The following is a 17,239-nucleotide window of genomic DNA, read 5'->3' on the forward strand; positions in this document are numbered from 1 at the left end:
GGCGGTAGAGCAAAACAATACGTCGCCCCATGGGCATTGGAATTTCTGTTTCTTTTGTTTCTGGCTGTTTTTCGCGATAGTGCGCACACTTCAATCGGACCGAACCATGACCGCAGCCAACCAGAAGCTTTCGACATTCCCGGCGTTCTTCCGCGTCAGCGGCAGGACGGTCGTTGTCGTGGGGGAGGGGGACGAGGCCTTTGCCAAGGCTCGCCTGCTGTTCAACACGGATGCCCGGATCGTCGTTCTGGCCGAGGCGCCGGAAGCGGGTTTTGCCCGTTTCATCGCCGACAAGGGGCTGTCGCTGGTCCGTGCACCGTTTTCGAGGGACGCGATTGCCGAGGCCGCGCTGGTCTTCGCCGCGACGGGCGATGCCGCCGCCGATCGCGCCATTTCGAAGGCTGCGCGCGAAATGCGCATCCCGGTCAATGCCGTCGATCAGCCTGATTACTGTGATTTCTTCACACCGGCCCTCGTCAACCGGGCGCCTGTTGCCGTTGCTATCGGCACGGAAGGGGCTGGTCCCGTTCTGGCGCAGATGATCCGCGCGCAGGTCGACCAGATTCTTTCGCCGTCGCTCGGCCGTCTTGCAAGCCTTGCCAGCGGCTATCGTGAGGCCGTCGATCGCATCCTGCCGCGCGGCGTGACGCGCCGTGTCTTCTGGCGCCGTTTCTTTCAGGGCGCGGTTGCCGATGCCGTCAACAATGGCGATATCGCTCTGGCCCGCCATACGGCCGACACGCTTCTCAATGCGCAGGGCAAGGCCGCCGGCCATGTCTGGCTCGTCGGCGCCGGTCCGGGCGCGGAAGACCTGCTGACGCTGCGCGCCCAGCGCGTGATGATGGAAGCCGATGTCATCGTGTTCGATGCGCTGGTGCCACAAGCGATCGTCGATATGGGCCGCCGCGATGCCGAGCGCCTGTCGGTCGGCAAGCGCAAGGGTTGCCATTCCAAGTCGCAGGAAGAGATCAACGACCTGCTCGTCGAATTCGGCAAGGCTGGCAAGCGCGTCGTGCGTCTGAAATCCGGCGATCCCCTGGTCTACGGCCGTGCCGGCGAGGAAATGGCGGCACTGCGCCAGGCGGGCATCACCTATGAGGTCGTGCCCGGCATTACCTCCGCCTTCGCCGCCGCCGCCGATTTCGAACTGCCGCTGACGCTGCGCGGCGTGGCCTCCTCGCTGGTCTTTACGACCGGTCACGACCTCACCGGCTCCGTGCTGCCGGATTGGGCGCGCCTTGCGATTTCCGGCGCCACCGTCGCCGTCTATATGGGCCGCTCTGTCGCCGCCTCCGTCGCCGAACGCCTGATGGAAGCCGGCTTGCCGGACGAGACGACCGTCGCGGTGGTCGAAAATGCCAGCCGCCGTGAAAAGCGCCTGCTGCACGGCACGCTCAAGGATCTTCCGGGTCTCGAACACCGCGATGAACTGTCGGGTCCGGTCATGGTTATCATCGGCGACGCGGTTGCGGGCGCCAATTTCGAACATTCCGAGCCGCTTGCCGTCCGGCAGGCCGTTCGCGACACAGCAGCATTGGGAGCATGACATGGCCGACAAGGTTCTGACAGCCAACCGCCTTTCCGACGGCATTTCCGTCTGGCTGGATGCCGCCGGCACCTGGAACGAATCCCTGCAGGCCGCCTTCGTTGCGCGCCACAAGGAGGCTGTCGAGGCCCTGGAGGCCACCGGCAAGCAAGCTTTCGCCGACAACAAGGTGGTTGACGTGAACGTCGTCGACGTTGAAGAAGTCGATGGCGTTCTGCGGCCGCTGCGCATGCGCGAGCGCATCCGCGCCGAAGGTCCTTCGATCCCCTATGCCGCCGGCTACACCGGCTTGACTGCGACGGCCCCGGCCGCCTGAGGAAGTTCCAGATGTATCGCTACGACGAATTCGATCACGCCTTTGTCACCGACCGTGTGGAGCAGTTCCGCGATCAGGTCAGCCGTCGCCTTTCTGGCGAACTGGCCGAGGATGCCTTCAAGCCGCTGCGCCTGATGAACGGCGTCTATCTCCAGCTGCATGCCTATATGCTGCGCGTCGCCATTCCCTACGGCACGCTGAACGGCCGCCAGATGCGCATGCTGGCGCTGATCGCCCGCAAATATGACCGCGGCTATGGCCATTTCACCACGCGCCAGAACATCCAGTACAACTGGCCGAAGCTTTCGGAACTGCCGGATGCGCTCGCCGATCTCGCCACCGTCGAGATGCACGCGCTGCAGACCTCCGGCAACTGCATTCGCAACGTCACCGCGGACCACTTCGCTGGCGCTGCGGCCGACGAAGTCGCCGATCCCAGGCCCTATGCGGAAATCCTGCGCCAGTGGTCCTCGGTCCACCCGGAATTCTCGTTCCTGCCCAGAAAATTCAAGATCGCCGTTACCGGTGCGGAGCGTGATCGCGCGGCCATCCAGGTGCACGACATCGGCCTGCATCTGAAGAAGGACGAGACCGGCCGCATCGGCTTTGCCGTCTATGTCGGCGGCGGGCAGGGCCGTACGCCGATGATCGCCAAGAAAATTCGCGATTTCCTGCCGGAGGAGGATCTTCTCTCCTACACGACCGCGATCATGCGCGTGTACAACCTGCACGGCCGGCGTGACAACAAGTACAAGGCACGTATCAAGATTCTCGTGCACGAGACCGGCGCCGAAGAACTGGCACGCCAGGTGGAAGTCGAGTTCGCCGATCTCAAGGATACCGAACTGAAGCTTCCGGAGCGCGACGTTGCCGCCATCTCCGCCTATTTCGCACCGCCGGAGCTGTCGCCGCGTGCCGAAGGCTGGGCGAACCTTGCGCAGTGGAAGAAGGCCGATGCGGATTTTGCCCGCTGGGTGCAGCATAATGTGCAGCCGCACAAGCATCCCGACTATGGCATGGTGACGATCTCGCTGAAGCCGATCGGCGGCATTCCGGGCGATGCGACCGATGCGCAAATGGAAGCCGTCGCCGATATCGCCGAGGAATATGCCTTCGACGAGATCCGCGTCAGCCACGAGCAGAATCTGATCCTGCCGCATGTCGCGCTGGCCGATCTGGAGCCGGTCTATCGCGGCCTCGTCGCCGCTGGTCTGGCGACCGCCAATGCCGGCTTGATCACCGATATCATTGCCTGTCCCGGCTTGGACTACTGTGCCCTGGCAAACGCCCGCTCGATCCCGGTCGCGCAGGAGCTTTCGCTGCGTTTTGGCGCGCCCGAGCGTCAGGCGGAAATCGGCGAGCTGAAGATCAAGATCTCCGGCTGCATCAATGCGTGCGGCCATCACCATGTCGGCCATATCGGCCTGCTCGGCGTGGAGAAGAAGGGCGAGGAGCTCTACCAGATCACGCTCGGTGGTTCAGGGGACGAAAACACGTCGATCGGCGAGATCATCGGCCGCGGTTTCGAACCGGAGAAGGTGACGGATGCCGTCGAGGTGATCGTCAATACCTATCTCGGCCTGCGTCTCGATCCGTCGGAAATCTTCCTCGATGCCTATCGTCGCGTCGGACCGCAGCCCTTCAAGGATGCGCTCTACGGCGACAAGACGGCCGCGGCAGCCTGAGGAGTTTGGACATGACGAAAATCTGGAACGAAGCCGGCTTCGTGAGCGACGATCCCTGGATCATCGAAACCGAGGAAACCAAGGCTGGTTCGAACGAGAAGGCGATCCTTGGCCTCGATCATTTCCTGGCGAAGGTTGCCGAGGGTGATGAAACGGGCCTCGGCGTGCTGATCAACCCGGCCGACGACGTGCGCAAACTGGAAGGCCATCTCGACCGGCTGGCGCTGGTGGCGGTGGCGTTCCCGGCCTTCAACGATGGCCGCGCCTTCAGCCATGCTTCGCTCCTGCGCGCGCGGCTGCATTTCACCGGCGAGGTGCGGGCGGTCGGTGACGTGCTGATCGACCAGGTGCCACTGATGCTGCGCTGTGGCATCGACAGCTTCGCCGTCAGCAACGCGACGGCGCTGAAGCGTCTCGCCGAAAACCGCCTCCCGGGCATCGACAACCACTACCAGCCGACCGCGCGCGCATCGCAGGATGTCGGCTCCTACAGCTGGCGCCGCCGGGCCTGATTTCAGGCCCGGTTTGCGGGATCGACCGGCGAAAGGCCGCAATCGGGGTATAGTGTTGCGTCAGATCAAGGACGCAGGTCGGGCTTTGCGGGAAAACGCATCGGCGGCAAACTATTGCGCGGCCAATCGGCGCATTGGAACGGAATACCTTCCTTTGACGCTCCACATGTAATATCTGCCTATCGTCAAGATTTTCAGACGCAGCCAGGATCGATCCCGAAATGAACGCACCTGCCAAGACCGAAGAATTCGTGCCCGCCATTCCCGCCGGTGTTTTCGCCGAGACAGTGACGAGCGTGCAGCATTATACGGATCGCCTGTTCCGCTTCCGCATGACTCGCCCGGAAAGCTTCCGCTTCCGCTCCGGCGAATTCGCAATGATCGGCCTGATGGTCGGCGACAAGCCGGTTTACCGCGCCTATTCGATCGCCAGCCCCTCCTGGGACGAAGAACTCGAATTCTTCTCGATCAAGGTGCCGGATGGCCCGCTGACCTCGCATCTCCAGCAGATCAAGCCGGGCGATACCGTGCTGATGCGCAAGAAGCCGACCGGTACGCTGGTGCTCGACGCGCTCACCCCCGGCAAGCGCCTCTACATGTTCTCAACCGGCACGGGTATCGCGCCCTTCGCCAGCCTGATGCGGGATCCGGAAACCTACGAAAAATTCGACGAAGTCATCCTGACGCATACCTGCCGCGAAGTGTCGGAGCTGAAATACGGCTTTGATCTCGTCGAGGAGATCCGCAACCACGAATTCCTCGCCGAAGTCGTCGGCAACAAGCTGCGCCACTACGCGACCGTGACGCGCGAAGATTTCCCGTTCCAGGGCCGCATCACCGATCTCATCAAGAACGGCAAGATGTTTGCCGATCTCGGCGTGCCGCATTTCGACCCGGCGATCGATCGCGGCATGATCTGCGGGTCCTCCGCGATGCTGAAGGAAACCAAGGCGCTGCTGGAAGAAGCCGGACTCGTCGAGGGCTCCAACAACAAGCCTGGCGAATTCGTCATCGAGCGCGCCTTCGTCGATTGAACGGACGTGAAATTTTCCTGTAAGGGGCGGTCTTCGGGCCGCCCTTTCTATTTCAGCCCGAGAGAGCGTCGAGCAGATCGCTCATGGCCGCTGAAGCGGCAGGGCCGTCGCCATTGCGGATCGCGCGGATGACCTTGACGTGAAGATCCACCGAGCGATCCATATGCCTGTTGTCGGCGCGCGCAAACCAGAGGCGGCGTGCATGGGTCTGCAAGGGTGCAAGCGCGCCCGTCAGAAAGCGGTTCGGGCACGCTTCCTCGAGGATTTCGTCAAAGAGCTTGTCGGCGGCGAGAAAGCCCTCTAGGTCCGAACGGATCGAGCAGGCCGTCATGGTCTGCGCGCATGCGACGAGTTGCTCGCGATGCGCCTCACCGGCATGTCGGGCGACGAGATCGGCGGCAAGCGGCTCCAGCTGCCGGCGTGTCGCCATCACCTCCGCATGATCTTCCGGCCGGATATCCGTAATCTGCAACCCGGCGCGGGGGCGCACCGCGATCAATCCCTGCCATTCCAGCTTCTGGATCGCCTCGCGCACCGGCGTGCGTCCATGCCCGGCGAGCTCGATAAGCTGCCGCTCCGTGACGAGCGAGCCGGGCTTCAGCTTGAGCGTGACGATGAGGCCTTCAAGGGCGAGATAGGCGAGATGGGCCTGAGAGGCCGCTGCTTCGGTCATTCCGCGATTCCAATTGATATATCACATGGTGGCATGGCGCATTTTGAATGGCAAATCGACTGATATATCAGATGACTGCGTGCGCGATTCCGGCAAGGCAGGTGAACTGCCTGTGTTGATAGGGAAAGGCTATCGGCGGCGTGAGGATTACGAGCGGGGCGGCTCGCGTACCAAAAGAACCTCGCACGCCGCGCCGGCTTCCATTGCGGGCGCATTCGGCGGACGGATGAGCAAACCTTCCGACGCGGCAAAGATCTTCATCATCGACGAATCCTGCTTGCCGAAAGGGGTGACGCGCAGATTCCCGTCCGAGCCGCGCGTGATATGCGATCGGACATAGTCCTGCCGATGATCGTTTTCCTTGATCGGCACCGCAGCAATGGCCTTATGCCGTCGGTCCTTTGCCGGAAGACGGGCAAGACGGCGTACAAGGGGCTCCAGGAAAAGCAGCGCGCAGACGAGGCTGGAGACGGGGTTGCCCGGAAGGCCGACGATCTGCACGTGACCGAGGCGGCCAACCATCAGCGGTTTACCGGGACGCATGGCGATACGCCAGAAGTCCAGTTCCATGCCGGCTTCGCCGAGCACCGGCTGCACGAGGTCGAAATCGCCGACGGAAGCGCCACCGAGTGTGACGAGCACGTCGATATCGAGCGTGAGCGCCTTCTGCACCGCCTCGAGGATGGCCTGCTTGTCATCGCCGACAATGCCGAGATCGATGATCTCCGCGCCGGAGGCGCGGCCGATAGCCGAGACACCATAGGTGTTGGAGGCGATAATCTGGCTGTCGCCCGGTGACGCGCCCGGGGCGACGAGTTCGTCACCCGTGGCGAGCACCGCGATGCGCGGGCGGGCATAGACGGTGAGCTGCGCATGGTTCATCGCCGCGGCGACGGTGAGGCGGCCGGCATCGAGCACGTCACCGGCCATGAGCACCAGCTCGCCCTCGGTGAAATCCTGGCCGCGCGGACGAATGTGTCGGCCCTTCGGGGTGAGGAAGGTGGTGCGGATACGGTCGCCGTCGAGCTTTTCCGCATCCTCCTGCAGGAGCACGGTGTCGGCGAAGGCCGGAAGGGGGGCTCCGGTGAAGATGCGCACGGCCTCGCCAGGGCCGGCCGTCCCCTGAAAGGCATGGCCGGCGGCCGATGTGCCGACGACCTTGAGGATCGATCCGAGTGCGGCGATATCGGCATGGCGAACCGCATAGCCGTCCATGGCGGAATTGTCGAAGGGCGGTTGGGTCAGCCGGGCGGCGACATCCTGCGCCAGGACACGGCCTTCGGCGTCATGGAGCGAAACCATTTCCGTCCGTTGCGTGGGCTTGGCCGCGGAAAGCAGGCGGTCGAGGGCATCTGCAACGGGAAGAAGGGACATCAGGGATCTCTGCGTTTGTAGTCGCCGGATCGGCCACCGGATTTTTCGGCAAGACGGATGCCGCCGATCTCCATTTCGCGGTCGGCGGCCTTGGCCATGTCGTAGATCGTGAGGCAGGCCATGCTGACGGCCGTTAGCGCCTCCATCTCGACACCGGTGCGGCCGGTGAGCTTCGCCATTGCTTCGACGCGCAGGCCGGGCAGGGCGTGATCTTCACGAATATCGACCGTCACCTTCGTCAGCATCAGCGGATGGCAGAGCGGGATGAGGTTTGACGTCTGCTTGGCAGCCATGATGCCGGCAAGGCGCGCCGTGCCGATCACGTCGCCTTTCTTGGCGTCGCCCTTGAGGATGAGATCGAGGGTTTCCGGCGCCATGCGGATGAAACCTTCGGCACGGGCAATGCGCACGGTCTCGGCCTTGTCGCCGACATCGACCATGTGTGCTTCGCCCGAGGCGCCGATATGGGTCAGCGTACGGCCGTCCTCGGCCATCATTCCGCCGCCAGCATGCCGGCAGATCCGGTCAGGAGTTCGCGCGTCGCGGCGGTCACGTCGTCCTTGCGCATCAGGCTTTCGCCGACGAGGAAGGTGGAAATGCCGACCTTGCCGAGACGTTCGCAATCGGCATGGGTGAAGATACCGCTTTCGCCGACGAGCAGACGATCGTCCGGCACCATGCCGGCGAGTTTTTCCGAAACGGCGAGATCGACCTCGAAGGTGCGCAGGTTGCGGTTGTTGACGCCGACAAGCTTGGACTTGAGCTTCAGCGCCCGCTCCATCTCCTCTTCGTCATGCACCTCGATCAGCACGTCCATGCCAAGCGAGAACGCGGCGTCTTCCAGCATTTTGGCCGTGTCGTCGCTGAGCGAGGCCATGATGAGCAGGATACAATCCGCGCCCCAGGCGCGGGCTTCGAGCACCTGGTAGCTGTCGAACATGAAATCCTTGCGCAGCGCCGGCAGAGCGCAAGCCTGGCGAGCGGCCGTCAGGAACTCCGGCGCCCCCTGGAAGCTCGGCGTGTCCGTCAGGACGGAAAGGCAGGCGGCGCCGCCGGCCTCATAGGCCTTGGCCAATGCCGGTGGATCGAAATCCGGACGGATGAGGCCTTTGGAAGGGCTGGCCTTCTTGATTTCGGCGATCAGGCCGAAGTTGCCGGCCGCCTTCTTGTCCTTGAGGCTGGCGAAGAAGCCGCGCGGCGGCTCCTGATCGCGGATGCGGGCGCGCAACTCGGCAGGCGCGACACGCGCCTTGGCGGCGGCGATCTCGTCGAGCTTGTAGGCTTCGATCTTCTTCAGAATATCGGTCATAGCCAATCCTACTCCGCGGGCGCTTCGTTGGAAACCGCAACGAGGCGTTCCAGTGCGGTGCGGGCGCGGCCGCTTTCGAGCGATTCGGTCGCCAGCCGCATGCCGTCCTTCAGCGTCTCCGCCTTGCCGGCAACGACGAGGGAGGCGCTCGCATTGGCCAGCGAGATATCACGATAGGGCATATGCGCGCCGCCGAGCACGGAGAGCAAAGCGGCGGCATTGTGGGCGCCGTCGCCACCGCGAAGATCGTCCAGCGCCACCTGAGGCAGGCCGAAATCGGCGGGCGTCAGCTCGAAGGTGCGGATCTTGCCGTTTTCGAGGGCGGCGACCTTCGTCGTACCCGTGGTGGTGATCTCGTCGAGACCCTCGCCATGCACGACCCAGATGCTTTCCGAGCCGAGATCGCGCATCACCTCGGCGATCGGCACCAGCCAATGCGGCGAGAAGACACCGAGCAGCTGGCGCTTGACGCCGCCGGGATTGGAGAGCGGGCCGAGCAGGTTGAAGATCGTGCGCGTGCCGAGTTCGACGCGTGATGGTCCGACATGTTTCATGGCGGAATGATGCAACTGGGCGAACATGAAGCCGAGGCCGGCATCGTGTACGCAGCGGGCGATTTCCGCAGGGCCGATATCGAGCTTCACGCCGAGGCAGGAGAGCGCATCCGCCGTGCCAGACTTTGAGCTGAGCGCACGGTTGCCGTGTTTAGCGACCGGCACGCCGGCACCCGCGACGATGATCGCCGCGAGCGTCGAGATATTGTAGGTGCCCGCACCATCACCGCCCGTGCCCACGATATCCATGGCATCGTCCGGCACGCTGACCGGCAGCATGCGGGCGCGCATCGAGCCGACGGCGCCGTAGATCTCGTCCACGGTCTCGCCGCGCACGCGCAGCGCCATCAGGAAACCGCCGATCTGCGAAGGGGTGGCGGCACCCGACATGATGATCTCGAAAGCGCCGCGCGCCTCTTCGCGGTCGAGCGCGCTCCCCGTGGCAACCTTGGCGATGTAGGGTTTCAGGTCGGACATGCGGCTCCCGTCTCCCTTAGCGCGCCATGCTCTGCTCGGCGAGCGTGCGGTTGATCGAAACGCCGTAGGAGGTCTGGAGCGCGCTCACCATCTGGTCGAGAATGTCGTCGCCGCTGGCGCGGGCGACCGCCTCGATCTGCTGCTCGTCGTTGGACAGTGCATCGGTGGTCGCGTCGGAATTGACCTCGGTCACCTTCAGCAGGATCTGGCCTTCACCATCGACGCCGGGCGTGTTGGCAACCGTGCCGACCGGGCCGGAGAAAGCCGACGCAACGGTTGCCGCACTGAGAACCGCATCCTGCGCTCCACGGTGCAGGCCGGTCTTGTTCTCGACGGTCAGGCCAAGTTCGGTGGCGATGGCTGCAAGATCGCCGCCTGTGCGCACGCGCTCGGCCAGTTCGCCGGCCTTCTTGGCGAGCGTCTGGCGCTGCTGTTCGGCTGTCCAGTCAGCGGCGACGCGGTCGCGCACTTCGTCGAGCGTGCGGTCGCGATCCGGGATCACGTCGAGCACCTCGAACCAGGCATAACCTTCGCGCCCGACATTGATCGGCTGGGTTTCGGTACCGACGTCGGTCTTGAAGACTTCGCCGAGGAGGGCGGTCTCCTCCGGAAGGGCGCTGATCTCCTCGCCCTTCTGGTCATTGCCCTGGGCATCGGCGGCATCGACCGTCACGGCCTTGAGATTGTTCTTCGCAGCGGCTTCGGCGAGACTCAGGCCCTCGGCGCGGCTGTCCTCGATGCGGTCATGCACGGCAAGAATACCATCCGCGGCTTCCGAAAGGGCAAGCTCGCCACGCAGTTCTTCCTTCACCTCGTCATAGGTCTTGGTGGTTTCCGGACGAATGTTGGTCACGCGCAGGATGATCGGGCCGAAGGTGCCATCGATGACCGGCGTCGTGCCGCCATCGGCGGCAACCGCGAAGGCAGGCTCGGCCAGCTTCTGGTCGGGCATGTTCGCCTGCGTGAAATCGCCGAGCAAGACGTCGGCGGCAGTTTTTCCTTCTTCGGCCACGAGCGCGTCGAAGGTCGTGCCCGAAGCGAGCTTGGCCGCGGCCGCGTCGGCGCTCGCACGATCCTTGAAGGTCAGCTGCTCGATCGTGCGCGTGGCCGGCGTGCGATACTTGTCCTTGAGGCGCTCGTACTCGGCCTTTACCGCGTCTTCGGTGATGGCGGCGGTATCGACGAGATCCTTCGGTTCCAGCGCGACATAGACGAACTTGCGGTATTCGGGCGCGCGGTACTTCGCCTTGTTCTGCTCGAACCAGGGGGCCAGCACGTCGTCGCCGGGGGTCTTGATCGGGTCGATATTGGCGTTGCTCAAAAGCAGGAAGTCGATCGTGCGGGATTCGTTGCGGTACTGGCGAAGCGCGTTCGTCAGTGCCTCTGGCGCCTTGTAGCCATCGGAAACCGCCTCGACGATCTGCGTGCGCACGGCAACCTGGCTGCGGTTGTTGATATAGTCATTTTCACGCAGGCCCGCATTGCGCAGGACCGCGGAGAAGGCAGTGCGGTCGAACTGGCCGTTGACGCCGCGGAAGGCCGGATCGTCAGCGATCAGCTGCGCAAGGCGGCCCTCGGAGAGGCCGAGGTTCATGTCGCGCGACAGCTGGTCGAGGGCCGCACCCGCGACGAGTTCGGCGAAAACCTGGTTCTCGACGCCGAAGGCGCGGGCCTGCTCTGCATTGAGCCGCGTGCCGAAGCGCTGCGACAGCGTGGCAACCTGACGTTCATAGGCGAGGCGGAAATCCGTCGGCGACACGCTGACGTCGCCAACCGTGACGACGGAATTCGACGCGCCGGTCACAAGTGAGCTCGAAACACCCCAAACAGCGAAGGAGCCGACCAGTACGATCAGCAAGGCTTTTGCCACCCAGGTCTGGGAGGAGCGTCTCAGGGCTTCGAGCATCGTCTACATTTCCTCAATATCGGCGGCCATGCGGCCGGAGATCGTCTCTTATCGGAAAGTTTGCGCGAATTGAAGTGCGCAGACGGCGTTGGTGCGTCAGGAAAAACAACGTCGCGGTGGCACATGGCTTGCCCATCCATTTTGTTCGCCGGCGAAACATTTTTTTTTGAAATTATTGATGGATTGCTGTCACAATGCCCTATTCGCCCGGCTTGGTTCGTGATCGGATACGCGGTGAGGCGGGTTTGAGTCCCCATTCGGGGCAGGAGGAATATTGCGGTGGAATCGACAGTTGTCATGATCAACCTGTTCGGCGCGGTCGCGCTGCTCCTGTTCGGCCTCGCGCAGGTGAAGGATGGCATGACGCGCGCCTTCGGCGTGAAACTGCGCTCCGGGCTGGCGCTCGGCACGCGCGGCACCTTCCGGTCCTTCTTCGCCGGTTTCGTCGCAACCATCGCCCTGCAGAGTTCCACGGCCACCGCGCTGATGATCTCCTCCTTCGTGGAACGCAACCTGGTGCGCGCCCGCATGGCGCAGATTGTGCTGCTCGGCGCCAATGTCGGTACGGCGGTGACGGCCTGGCTGGTCGCGACGGGTATCGAGTCGGTCTCGCCGCTGGTCATTCTCGTCGGCGTCGTGCTCTATAAATCGAGCAGTTCCACGGCGCGGCAGGGGCTTGGCTCCGCGCTGGTCGGCATTGGCCTCATGCTGCTCTCGCTGCATCTGCTGAGCCTTGCAACCGAACCGATGCGCCAGTCGCCGGCGCTCGCCGCGTTCCTGAAGCTGCTCGACGGCGCCTGGCCGGTCGCTTTGGCGTTCTCCACGGTGCTTGCCATCATTTCGTCTTCCAGCCTCGCCGTGGTGGTGCTGATCCTGTCGCTGACGGCCATGGGCATCCTTTCACCCGCGCTGACCGTCATCCTCGTGCTCGGCGCCAATCTCGGTGGCGCCGTTCCACCCGTGATCGCGACATTGAAATCCACCGCGTCGGCGCGGCGCGTCACGCTCGGCAACCTTCTGGTGCGCGGTGTCGGTTGCCTCGTCGTGCTGCCCTTCGCCAGCCAGGTCGCGGCAGCGCTCGCCGCACTTCCCATTCCGGCCTCGAAACTGCCGGTGGACGTGCATCTCGCCTTCAATCTGGCGGTCGCACTGATGCTGTGGCCGCTCTCCGGGCTCCTGTCGCACCTCATGGAAAAGCTCATTCCCGACGAAAAGCAGCCGGAGACCGGGCCGAAATATCTCGACGATACCGCGCTTTCCAGCCCGGTCGTGGCGCTTTCCGGCGCGACGCGCGAGGTGCTGCGTGTCGGCGACCTCATCGAATCCATGCTGATTCGCACCATGCGGGCCTTCAACGACAACAACCTCGCGCCGATGAAGGACATCGGTGAGCTGGAGCGTCAGGTCGATGCCCTCCAGCAGGAGGTGAAGATCTATCTTTCCCGCCTCGGGCGACAGGGACTCGGCGGCGAACCCGCTGCCCGTTCCATCGTCATCATCGATTATGCCATCAACCTCGAACATGTCGGCGACATCATCGAAAAGGGCCTGCAGGAGCAGGTGCGCAAGAAGATCGTCAACGGCCTGAAATTTTCCGAAGACGGCTACAAGGAGCTCGCAAACCTCTTCAATCTGACGATCGAGAACCTCCGCATCGCCCAGACGATCTTCGTCACGCGCGATGCCGGTCTCGCCCGCCAGCTCATGGAGGTGAAGGTCGATGTGCGCCGCATGGAGAAACAATCCTCCGAACGTCACCTCGAGCGGCTGCGCGACGGTCGTCTCGACAGTCTCCAGACGAGCTCCCTGCATCTCGACATGCTGCGCGACCTCAAGCGCGTCAACGCGCATCTCGTCTCCGTCGCCTATCCGATCCTCGACGAAAGCGGTCTTTTGACCGAAAGCCGCCTGCGCAGCGCCAATTGAGAAATCCCTTTGTGTCCCCCGCCGCGTTTTTGCTAAGGAACGCCGTCGAATACGGGTGAACGAGGGATTCCCATGACTGCTGACCGGACGAAACGCACCTGCCTGGCCGTTATCCTGGCTGCCGGCGAGAGCACGCGCATGAAGTCGTCGCAGTCGAAGGTGCTGCACCCCGTCGCCAACCGTCCGATGATTGCCCATGTGGTGGATGCACTGGCAAAGGCCGGAATTTCCGATATCGCGCTGGTACTCGGCCGCGATGCGGAGAAGGTCGAGGCGGCTGCCGGGAATGCGGCGGTCCGCAGTTCCGTACACATCCAGACCGAGCGGCTCGGCACCGCGCATGCCGTACTTGCCGCCCGCGAGGCGATCGGCAAGGGCTATGACGACGTGCTGGTCGTCTTCGGCGACACGCCGCTCATCACGGAAACGCCGTTGATCGCCGCGCGCGAGGGACTTGCCGGCGGTGCCGACGTCGTCGTCATCGGCTTCCGCACGACCGACCCGACAGGCTATGGCCGTCTTCTTGTGGAGAACGGCGAGCTGCTGGCCATCCGCGAACACAAGGATGCCAGCGAGGCGGAGCGCGCGATCACCTATTGCAACGGTGGCCTGATGGCCATCGACGGCCGCAAGGCGCTCGATCTGATCGACCGGATCGGCAACAGCAACGTCAAGGGCGAATACTACCTCACCGACATCGTCGAGGTCGTCAGAGCCGCCGGGGGCCGCGCGATTGCCGTCGAGGCCCCTGAGGAAGAGCTGACCGGCTGCAACACCCGCGCCGAACTCGCCGTCATCGAACGCCTCTGGCAGCAGCGCCGTCGCCACGAGCTGATGATCGACGGCGTTTCGATGATCGCGCCGGAAACCGTTTTCCTCTCCTTCGATACGAGCATCGCGCGCGATGTGACGATCGAGCCGAATGTCGTCTTCGGTCCCGGCGTCACCATCGAAGGCGGCGCGGTGATCCATTCGTTCTCGCATATCGAAGGGGCGCATGTTTCAGCGGACGCTGAGGTCGGCCCCTATGCCCGTCTGCGTCCCGGTGCAAATCTCGGCGCGGGTTCTAAAGTCGGCAATTTTACCGAGGTGAAGAAGGCGGAGATCGGCGCAGGAGCGAAGGTCAACCACCTGAGCTATATCGGCGACGCCTTTATCGGCGCGCATACCAATGTCGGCGCCGGCACCATCACCTGCAACTATGACGGCATCAACAAACATGTCACGCGCATCGGCGCGGACGCCTTCATCGGCTCCAACACGGCGCTCGTCGCTCCCGTTACGGTCGGCAACGGCGCCTATGTCGCTTCCGGCAGCGTCATCACCGCTGACGTGCCTGACGATGCCGTCGCTTTCGGCCGTGCCCGCCAGGAAAACAAGGACGGCCGCGCCGTCCTCATCCGCCAGCGCAACCAGGCGATCAAGGACGCGAAGAAAAAAGCCGCCAAATAAATCACCCAATGGGCGCGCCCACGTTAACGGCTGCAATCGAAAGTGAGTGCGGCCGTGTTGCACTGCCGCAAAAACACTCTACGAAAGAGCGAAATCGAAGCGTTTCGAAAAAGGAAAGCAACTCATGTGCGGAATTGTCGGTATCGTTGGAAACCAGCCTGTCGCGGCTCGGCTTGTCGATGCCCTGAAGCGCCTCGAATATCGCGGTTATGATTCTGCCGGCGTTGCTACCATCGTCGAGGGCAAACTGGCGCGCCGCCGCGCCGAAGGCAAACTCGTCAACCTGGAGAAACGCCTTGCCGAAGAGCCGCTCGCGGGCACGACGGGCATTGCCCACACCCGCTGGGCAACGCACGGCGCGCCGACGGAAGGCAATGCGCATCCGCATTTCGTCGATGGCGTCGCGGTCGTGCACAATGGCATTATCGAGAACTTTTCCGAATTGAAGGACGAGCTTGCCGCCGGCGGCGCGACATTCTCCACCCAGACCGATACGGAAGTCGTCGCGCAGCTGGTCGCAAAGCTGCGTCGCGAAGGTCTCGGCCGACGGGAGGCCATGCATGCCATGCTGCGCCGCGTCACTGGTGCCTATGCGCTCGCCGTCATCTTCGAGGACGATCCGTCGACCATCATGGCTGCCCGCAGCGGTCCGCCGCTCGCCATCGGCCATGGCAAGGGTGAGATGTTCCTCGGATCGGATGCCATTGCGCTGGCGCCCTTCACCAATGAAATCACCTACCTCGTCGATGGCGACTGGGCCATTCTCGGCCGCGACGGCGCGCATGTCTTCGATCTGGACGGCGCAAGGGTCGAGCGCCCGAAGCAGATTTCCTCGGCTGCCGCCTATCTTGTCGACAAGGGCAATCACCGGCATTTCATGGAAAAGGAAATCCATGAGCAGCCGGAAGCGATTTCCCACGCGCTTGGACACTATGTCGACTTCCTGTCGCATACCGTGCGGCCCACCGCTGTCGACATCGACTTTTCCAAAGTTCCGAGCCTCGCCATTTCCGCCTGCGGAACGGCCTATCTCGCCGGCCTCGTCGGCAAGTACTGGTTCGAGCGCTACGCCCGCCTGCCGGTCGAAATCGATGTTGCCTCGGAGTTCCGTTACCGCGAGATCCCGCTCAATCCGGCATCGGCGGCGCTCTTCATCTCGCAGTCCGGCGAGACAGCCGATACGCTGGCTTCCCTGCGCTATTGCAAGGAGCACGGCCTGAAGATCGGCGCCGTGGTCAATACGAAGGAATCGACGATCGCGCGGGAATCGGACGCCGTCTTCCCGATCCTTGCCGGCCCTGAAATCGGGGTGGCATCCACCAAGGCCTTCACCTGCCAGCTGACCGTTCTGGCGGCCCTCGCCATCGGTGCGGGCCGCGCGCGCGGCACGATCAGCGAGGCGGACGAGAAGGAACTGGTGCGCCATCTCGCGGAAATGCCCCGTGTCATGGCAGGCGTGCTCAACACGATCCAGCCGTCGATCGAGCAGCTCGCGCGCGACCTCTCCAAGTGCAAGGACGTGCTCTATCTCGGCCGCGGCACCAGCTATCCGCTGGCCATGGAAGGCGCGTTGAAGCTCAAGGAGATCTCCTACATCCATGCCGAAGGCTATGCTGCCGGCGAGCTGAAGCACGGCCCGATCGCGCTGATCGACGAGAACATGCCCGTCATCGTGATTGCGCCGCATGATCGTTTCTTCGAGAAGACCGTCTCGAACATGCAGGAAGTGGCCGCCCGTGGCGGCAGGATCATCTTCATCACCGATGCGAAGGGCGCGGCCGCCTCGAAGCTCGAGACCATGGCGACGATCATCCTTCCCAATGTCGACGAAATCATCGCACCGATGATCTATTCGCTGCCGATCCAGTTGCTCGCCTATCACACCGCCGTCTTCATGGGCACCGATGTCGACCAGCCGCGTAACCTGGCGAAATCGGTCACGGTGGAATGATCCTTCGCCCCGAACGCACGGACGATGTCGATGCCATACGGCAGCTGACGGAAACGGCCTTCAGGACGGCGCCGCATGCCGATGGCACCGAGCATTTGATCATCGACCGCTTGCGGGCCGCCGGCGCACTTACACTTTCGCTGGTCGCCGAGGCGGGCGGTGCCGTCGTCGGCCATGTCGCCTTCTCTCCGGTCTCGCTTTCGGACGGCAGAACGGATTGGGATTGGTACGGCCTTGGCCCGATCTCGGTCGATCCTGCTCGTCAGGGCGAGGGGATCGGCGGCATGCTGATCCACGAAGGGCTCGAACGGCTGAGAGCGCTTGGCGCCGCCGGCTGCGTGCTGCTTGGCGACCCCGCATACTACAACCGGTTCGGCTTTGTCTCGGATCCGCGGCTGACACTGGATGGTGTGCCTCCCGAGTATTTCATGCATGTGGCGTTTTCCCCGGTTTACGGCGGGGGAACCGTTTCCTATCATCCGGGTTTCTACGGCTGAGCGGCCTCCCACGCTCGCCCAGGCTGG

General features: G+C 63.5%; 15 protein-coding genes. 9 read left to right on the top strand and 6 right to left on the bottom strand.

The annotated features are described in order from the left end of the window. Window positions 1-106: 106 nt before the first annotated feature. The 5 genes from cysG (at window position 107) to MUU55_RS00710 (ending at window position 5,093) form a co-directional block, all read left to right on the top strand. Entirely contained in the window at window positions 107-1,546 is a 1,440-nt protein-coding gene (gene cysG / locus MUU55_RS00690; RefSeq protein WP_244758854.1) for a siroheme synthase CysG, read from the top strand. Window position 1,547: 1 nt separating this feature from the next. Beyond that, the gene (locus MUU55_RS00695; RefSeq protein ID WP_244758855.1) at window positions 1,548-1,862 is read left to right on the top strand and encodes a DUF2849 domain-containing protein; all 315 of its coding nucleotides are present in this window, start codon (window positions 1,548-1,550) and stop codon (window positions 1,860-1,862) included. 11 nt (window positions 1,863-1,873) lie between these two features. Continuing rightward, on the top strand, window positions 1,874-3,547 hold the full coding sequence (locus MUU55_RS00700) for a nitrite/sulfite reductase (protein WP_244758856.1): 1,674 nt from the start codon (window positions 1,874-1,876) through the stop codon (window positions 3,545-3,547). Between the two features lie 11 nt (window positions 3,548-3,558). Continuing rightward, complete coding sequence (locus tag MUU55_RS00705) at window positions 3,559-4,059, top strand: DUF934 domain-containing protein (RefSeq protein ID WP_244758857.1); 501 nt, start codon at window positions 3,559-3,561, stop codon at window positions 4,057-4,059. A 221-nt stretch (window positions 4,060-4,280) separates the two neighbouring features. Further along, a complete protein-coding gene (locus MUU55_RS00710) occupies window positions 4,281-5,093 on the top strand; it encodes a ferredoxin--NADP reductase (RefSeq protein WP_244758858.1) in 813 nt (270 codons plus the stop codon). Window positions 5,094-5,145: 52 nt separating this feature from the next. Here the strand turns inward: MUU55_RS00710 and MUU55_RS00715 are convergent, their stop codons facing one another. The 6 genes from MUU55_RS00715 to MUU55_RS00740 all read right to left on the bottom strand — a co-directional run bounded on the left by MUU55_RS00715 (window position 5,146) and on the right by MUU55_RS00740 (window position 11,386). Beyond that, window positions 5,146-5,766, bottom strand: a complete 621-nt coding sequence (locus MUU55_RS00715; RefSeq protein WP_244758859.1) for a GntR family transcriptional regulator — start codon at window positions 5,764-5,766, stop codon at window positions 5,146-5,148. 147 nt (window positions 5,767-5,913) lie between these two features. After that, window positions 5,914-7,140 carry a molybdopterin molybdotransferase MoeA gene (locus MUU55_RS00720; protein ID WP_244758860.1) on the bottom strand — a complete coding sequence of 409 codons (1,227 nt, stop codon included), beginning with the start codon at window positions 7,138-7,140 and terminating at the stop codon, window positions 5,914-5,916. Further along, on the bottom strand, window positions 7,140-7,634 hold the full coding sequence (gene moaC / locus MUU55_RS00725; protein ID WP_425314136.1) for a cyclic pyranopterin monophosphate synthase MoaC: 495 nt from the start codon (window positions 7,632-7,634) through the stop codon (window positions 7,140-7,142). Before moaC ends, MUU55_RS00720 begins: the two co-directional genes overlap by 1 nt. Then, window positions 7,634-8,449 carry an indole-3-glycerol phosphate synthase TrpC gene (gene trpC, locus MUU55_RS00730; RefSeq protein WP_244758862.1) on the bottom strand — a complete coding sequence of 272 codons (816 nt, stop codon included), beginning with the start codon at window positions 8,447-8,449 and terminating at the stop codon, window positions 7,634-7,636. Before trpC ends, moaC begins: the two co-directional genes overlap by 1 nt. Window positions 8,450-8,457: 8 nt before the next feature. Then, window positions 8,458-9,480, bottom strand: coding sequence for an anthranilate phosphoribosyltransferase (trpD, locus tag MUU55_RS00735; RefSeq protein ID WP_244758863.1), 1,023 nt, complete (start codon window positions 9,478-9,480; stop codon window positions 8,458-8,460). Between the two features lie 16 nt (window positions 9,481-9,496). Then, entirely contained in the window at window positions 9,497-11,386 is a 1,890-nt protein-coding gene (locus tag MUU55_RS00740) for a peptidylprolyl isomerase (protein ID WP_244758864.1), read from the bottom strand. A 279-nt stretch (window positions 11,387-11,665) separates the two neighbouring features. Here MUU55_RS00740 and MUU55_RS00745 point away from each other — a divergent pair, with 279 nt between their 5' ends. The 4 genes from MUU55_RS00745 (at window position 11,666) to MUU55_RS00760 (ending at window position 17,212) form a co-directional block, all read left to right on the top strand. Continuing rightward, window positions 11,666-13,312, top strand: coding sequence for a Na/Pi cotransporter family protein (locus MUU55_RS00745; RefSeq protein ID WP_244758865.1), 1,647 nt, complete (start codon window positions 11,666-11,668; stop codon window positions 13,310-13,312). A gap of 72 nt (window positions 13,313-13,384) precedes the next feature. After that, the gene (gene glmU / locus MUU55_RS00750) at window positions 13,385-14,764 is read left to right on the top strand and encodes a bifunctional UDP-N-acetylglucosamine diphosphorylase/glucosamine-1-phosphate N-acetyltransferase GlmU (RefSeq protein ID WP_244758866.1); all 1,380 of its coding nucleotides are present in this window, start codon (window positions 13,385-13,387) and stop codon (window positions 14,762-14,764) included. 124 nt (window positions 14,765-14,888) lie between these two features. Beyond that, window positions 14,889-16,715, top strand: a complete 1,827-nt coding sequence (gene glmS / locus MUU55_RS00755) for a glutamine--fructose-6-phosphate transaminase (isomerizing) (protein WP_244758867.1) — start codon at window positions 14,889-14,891, stop codon at window positions 16,713-16,715. Beyond that, window positions 16,712-17,212, top strand: a complete 501-nt coding sequence (locus MUU55_RS00760; protein WP_244758868.1) for a GNAT family N-acetyltransferase — start codon at window positions 16,712-16,714, stop codon at window positions 17,210-17,212. Before glmS ends, MUU55_RS00760 begins: the two co-directional genes overlap by 4 nt. The last annotated feature ends 27 nt before the right edge of the window (window positions 17,213-17,239 follow it).

The organism is Shinella curvata, assembly GCF_022899935.1.
Lineage (GTDB): Bacteria > Pseudomonadota > Alphaproteobacteria > Rhizobiales > Rhizobiaceae > Shinella > Shinella curvata.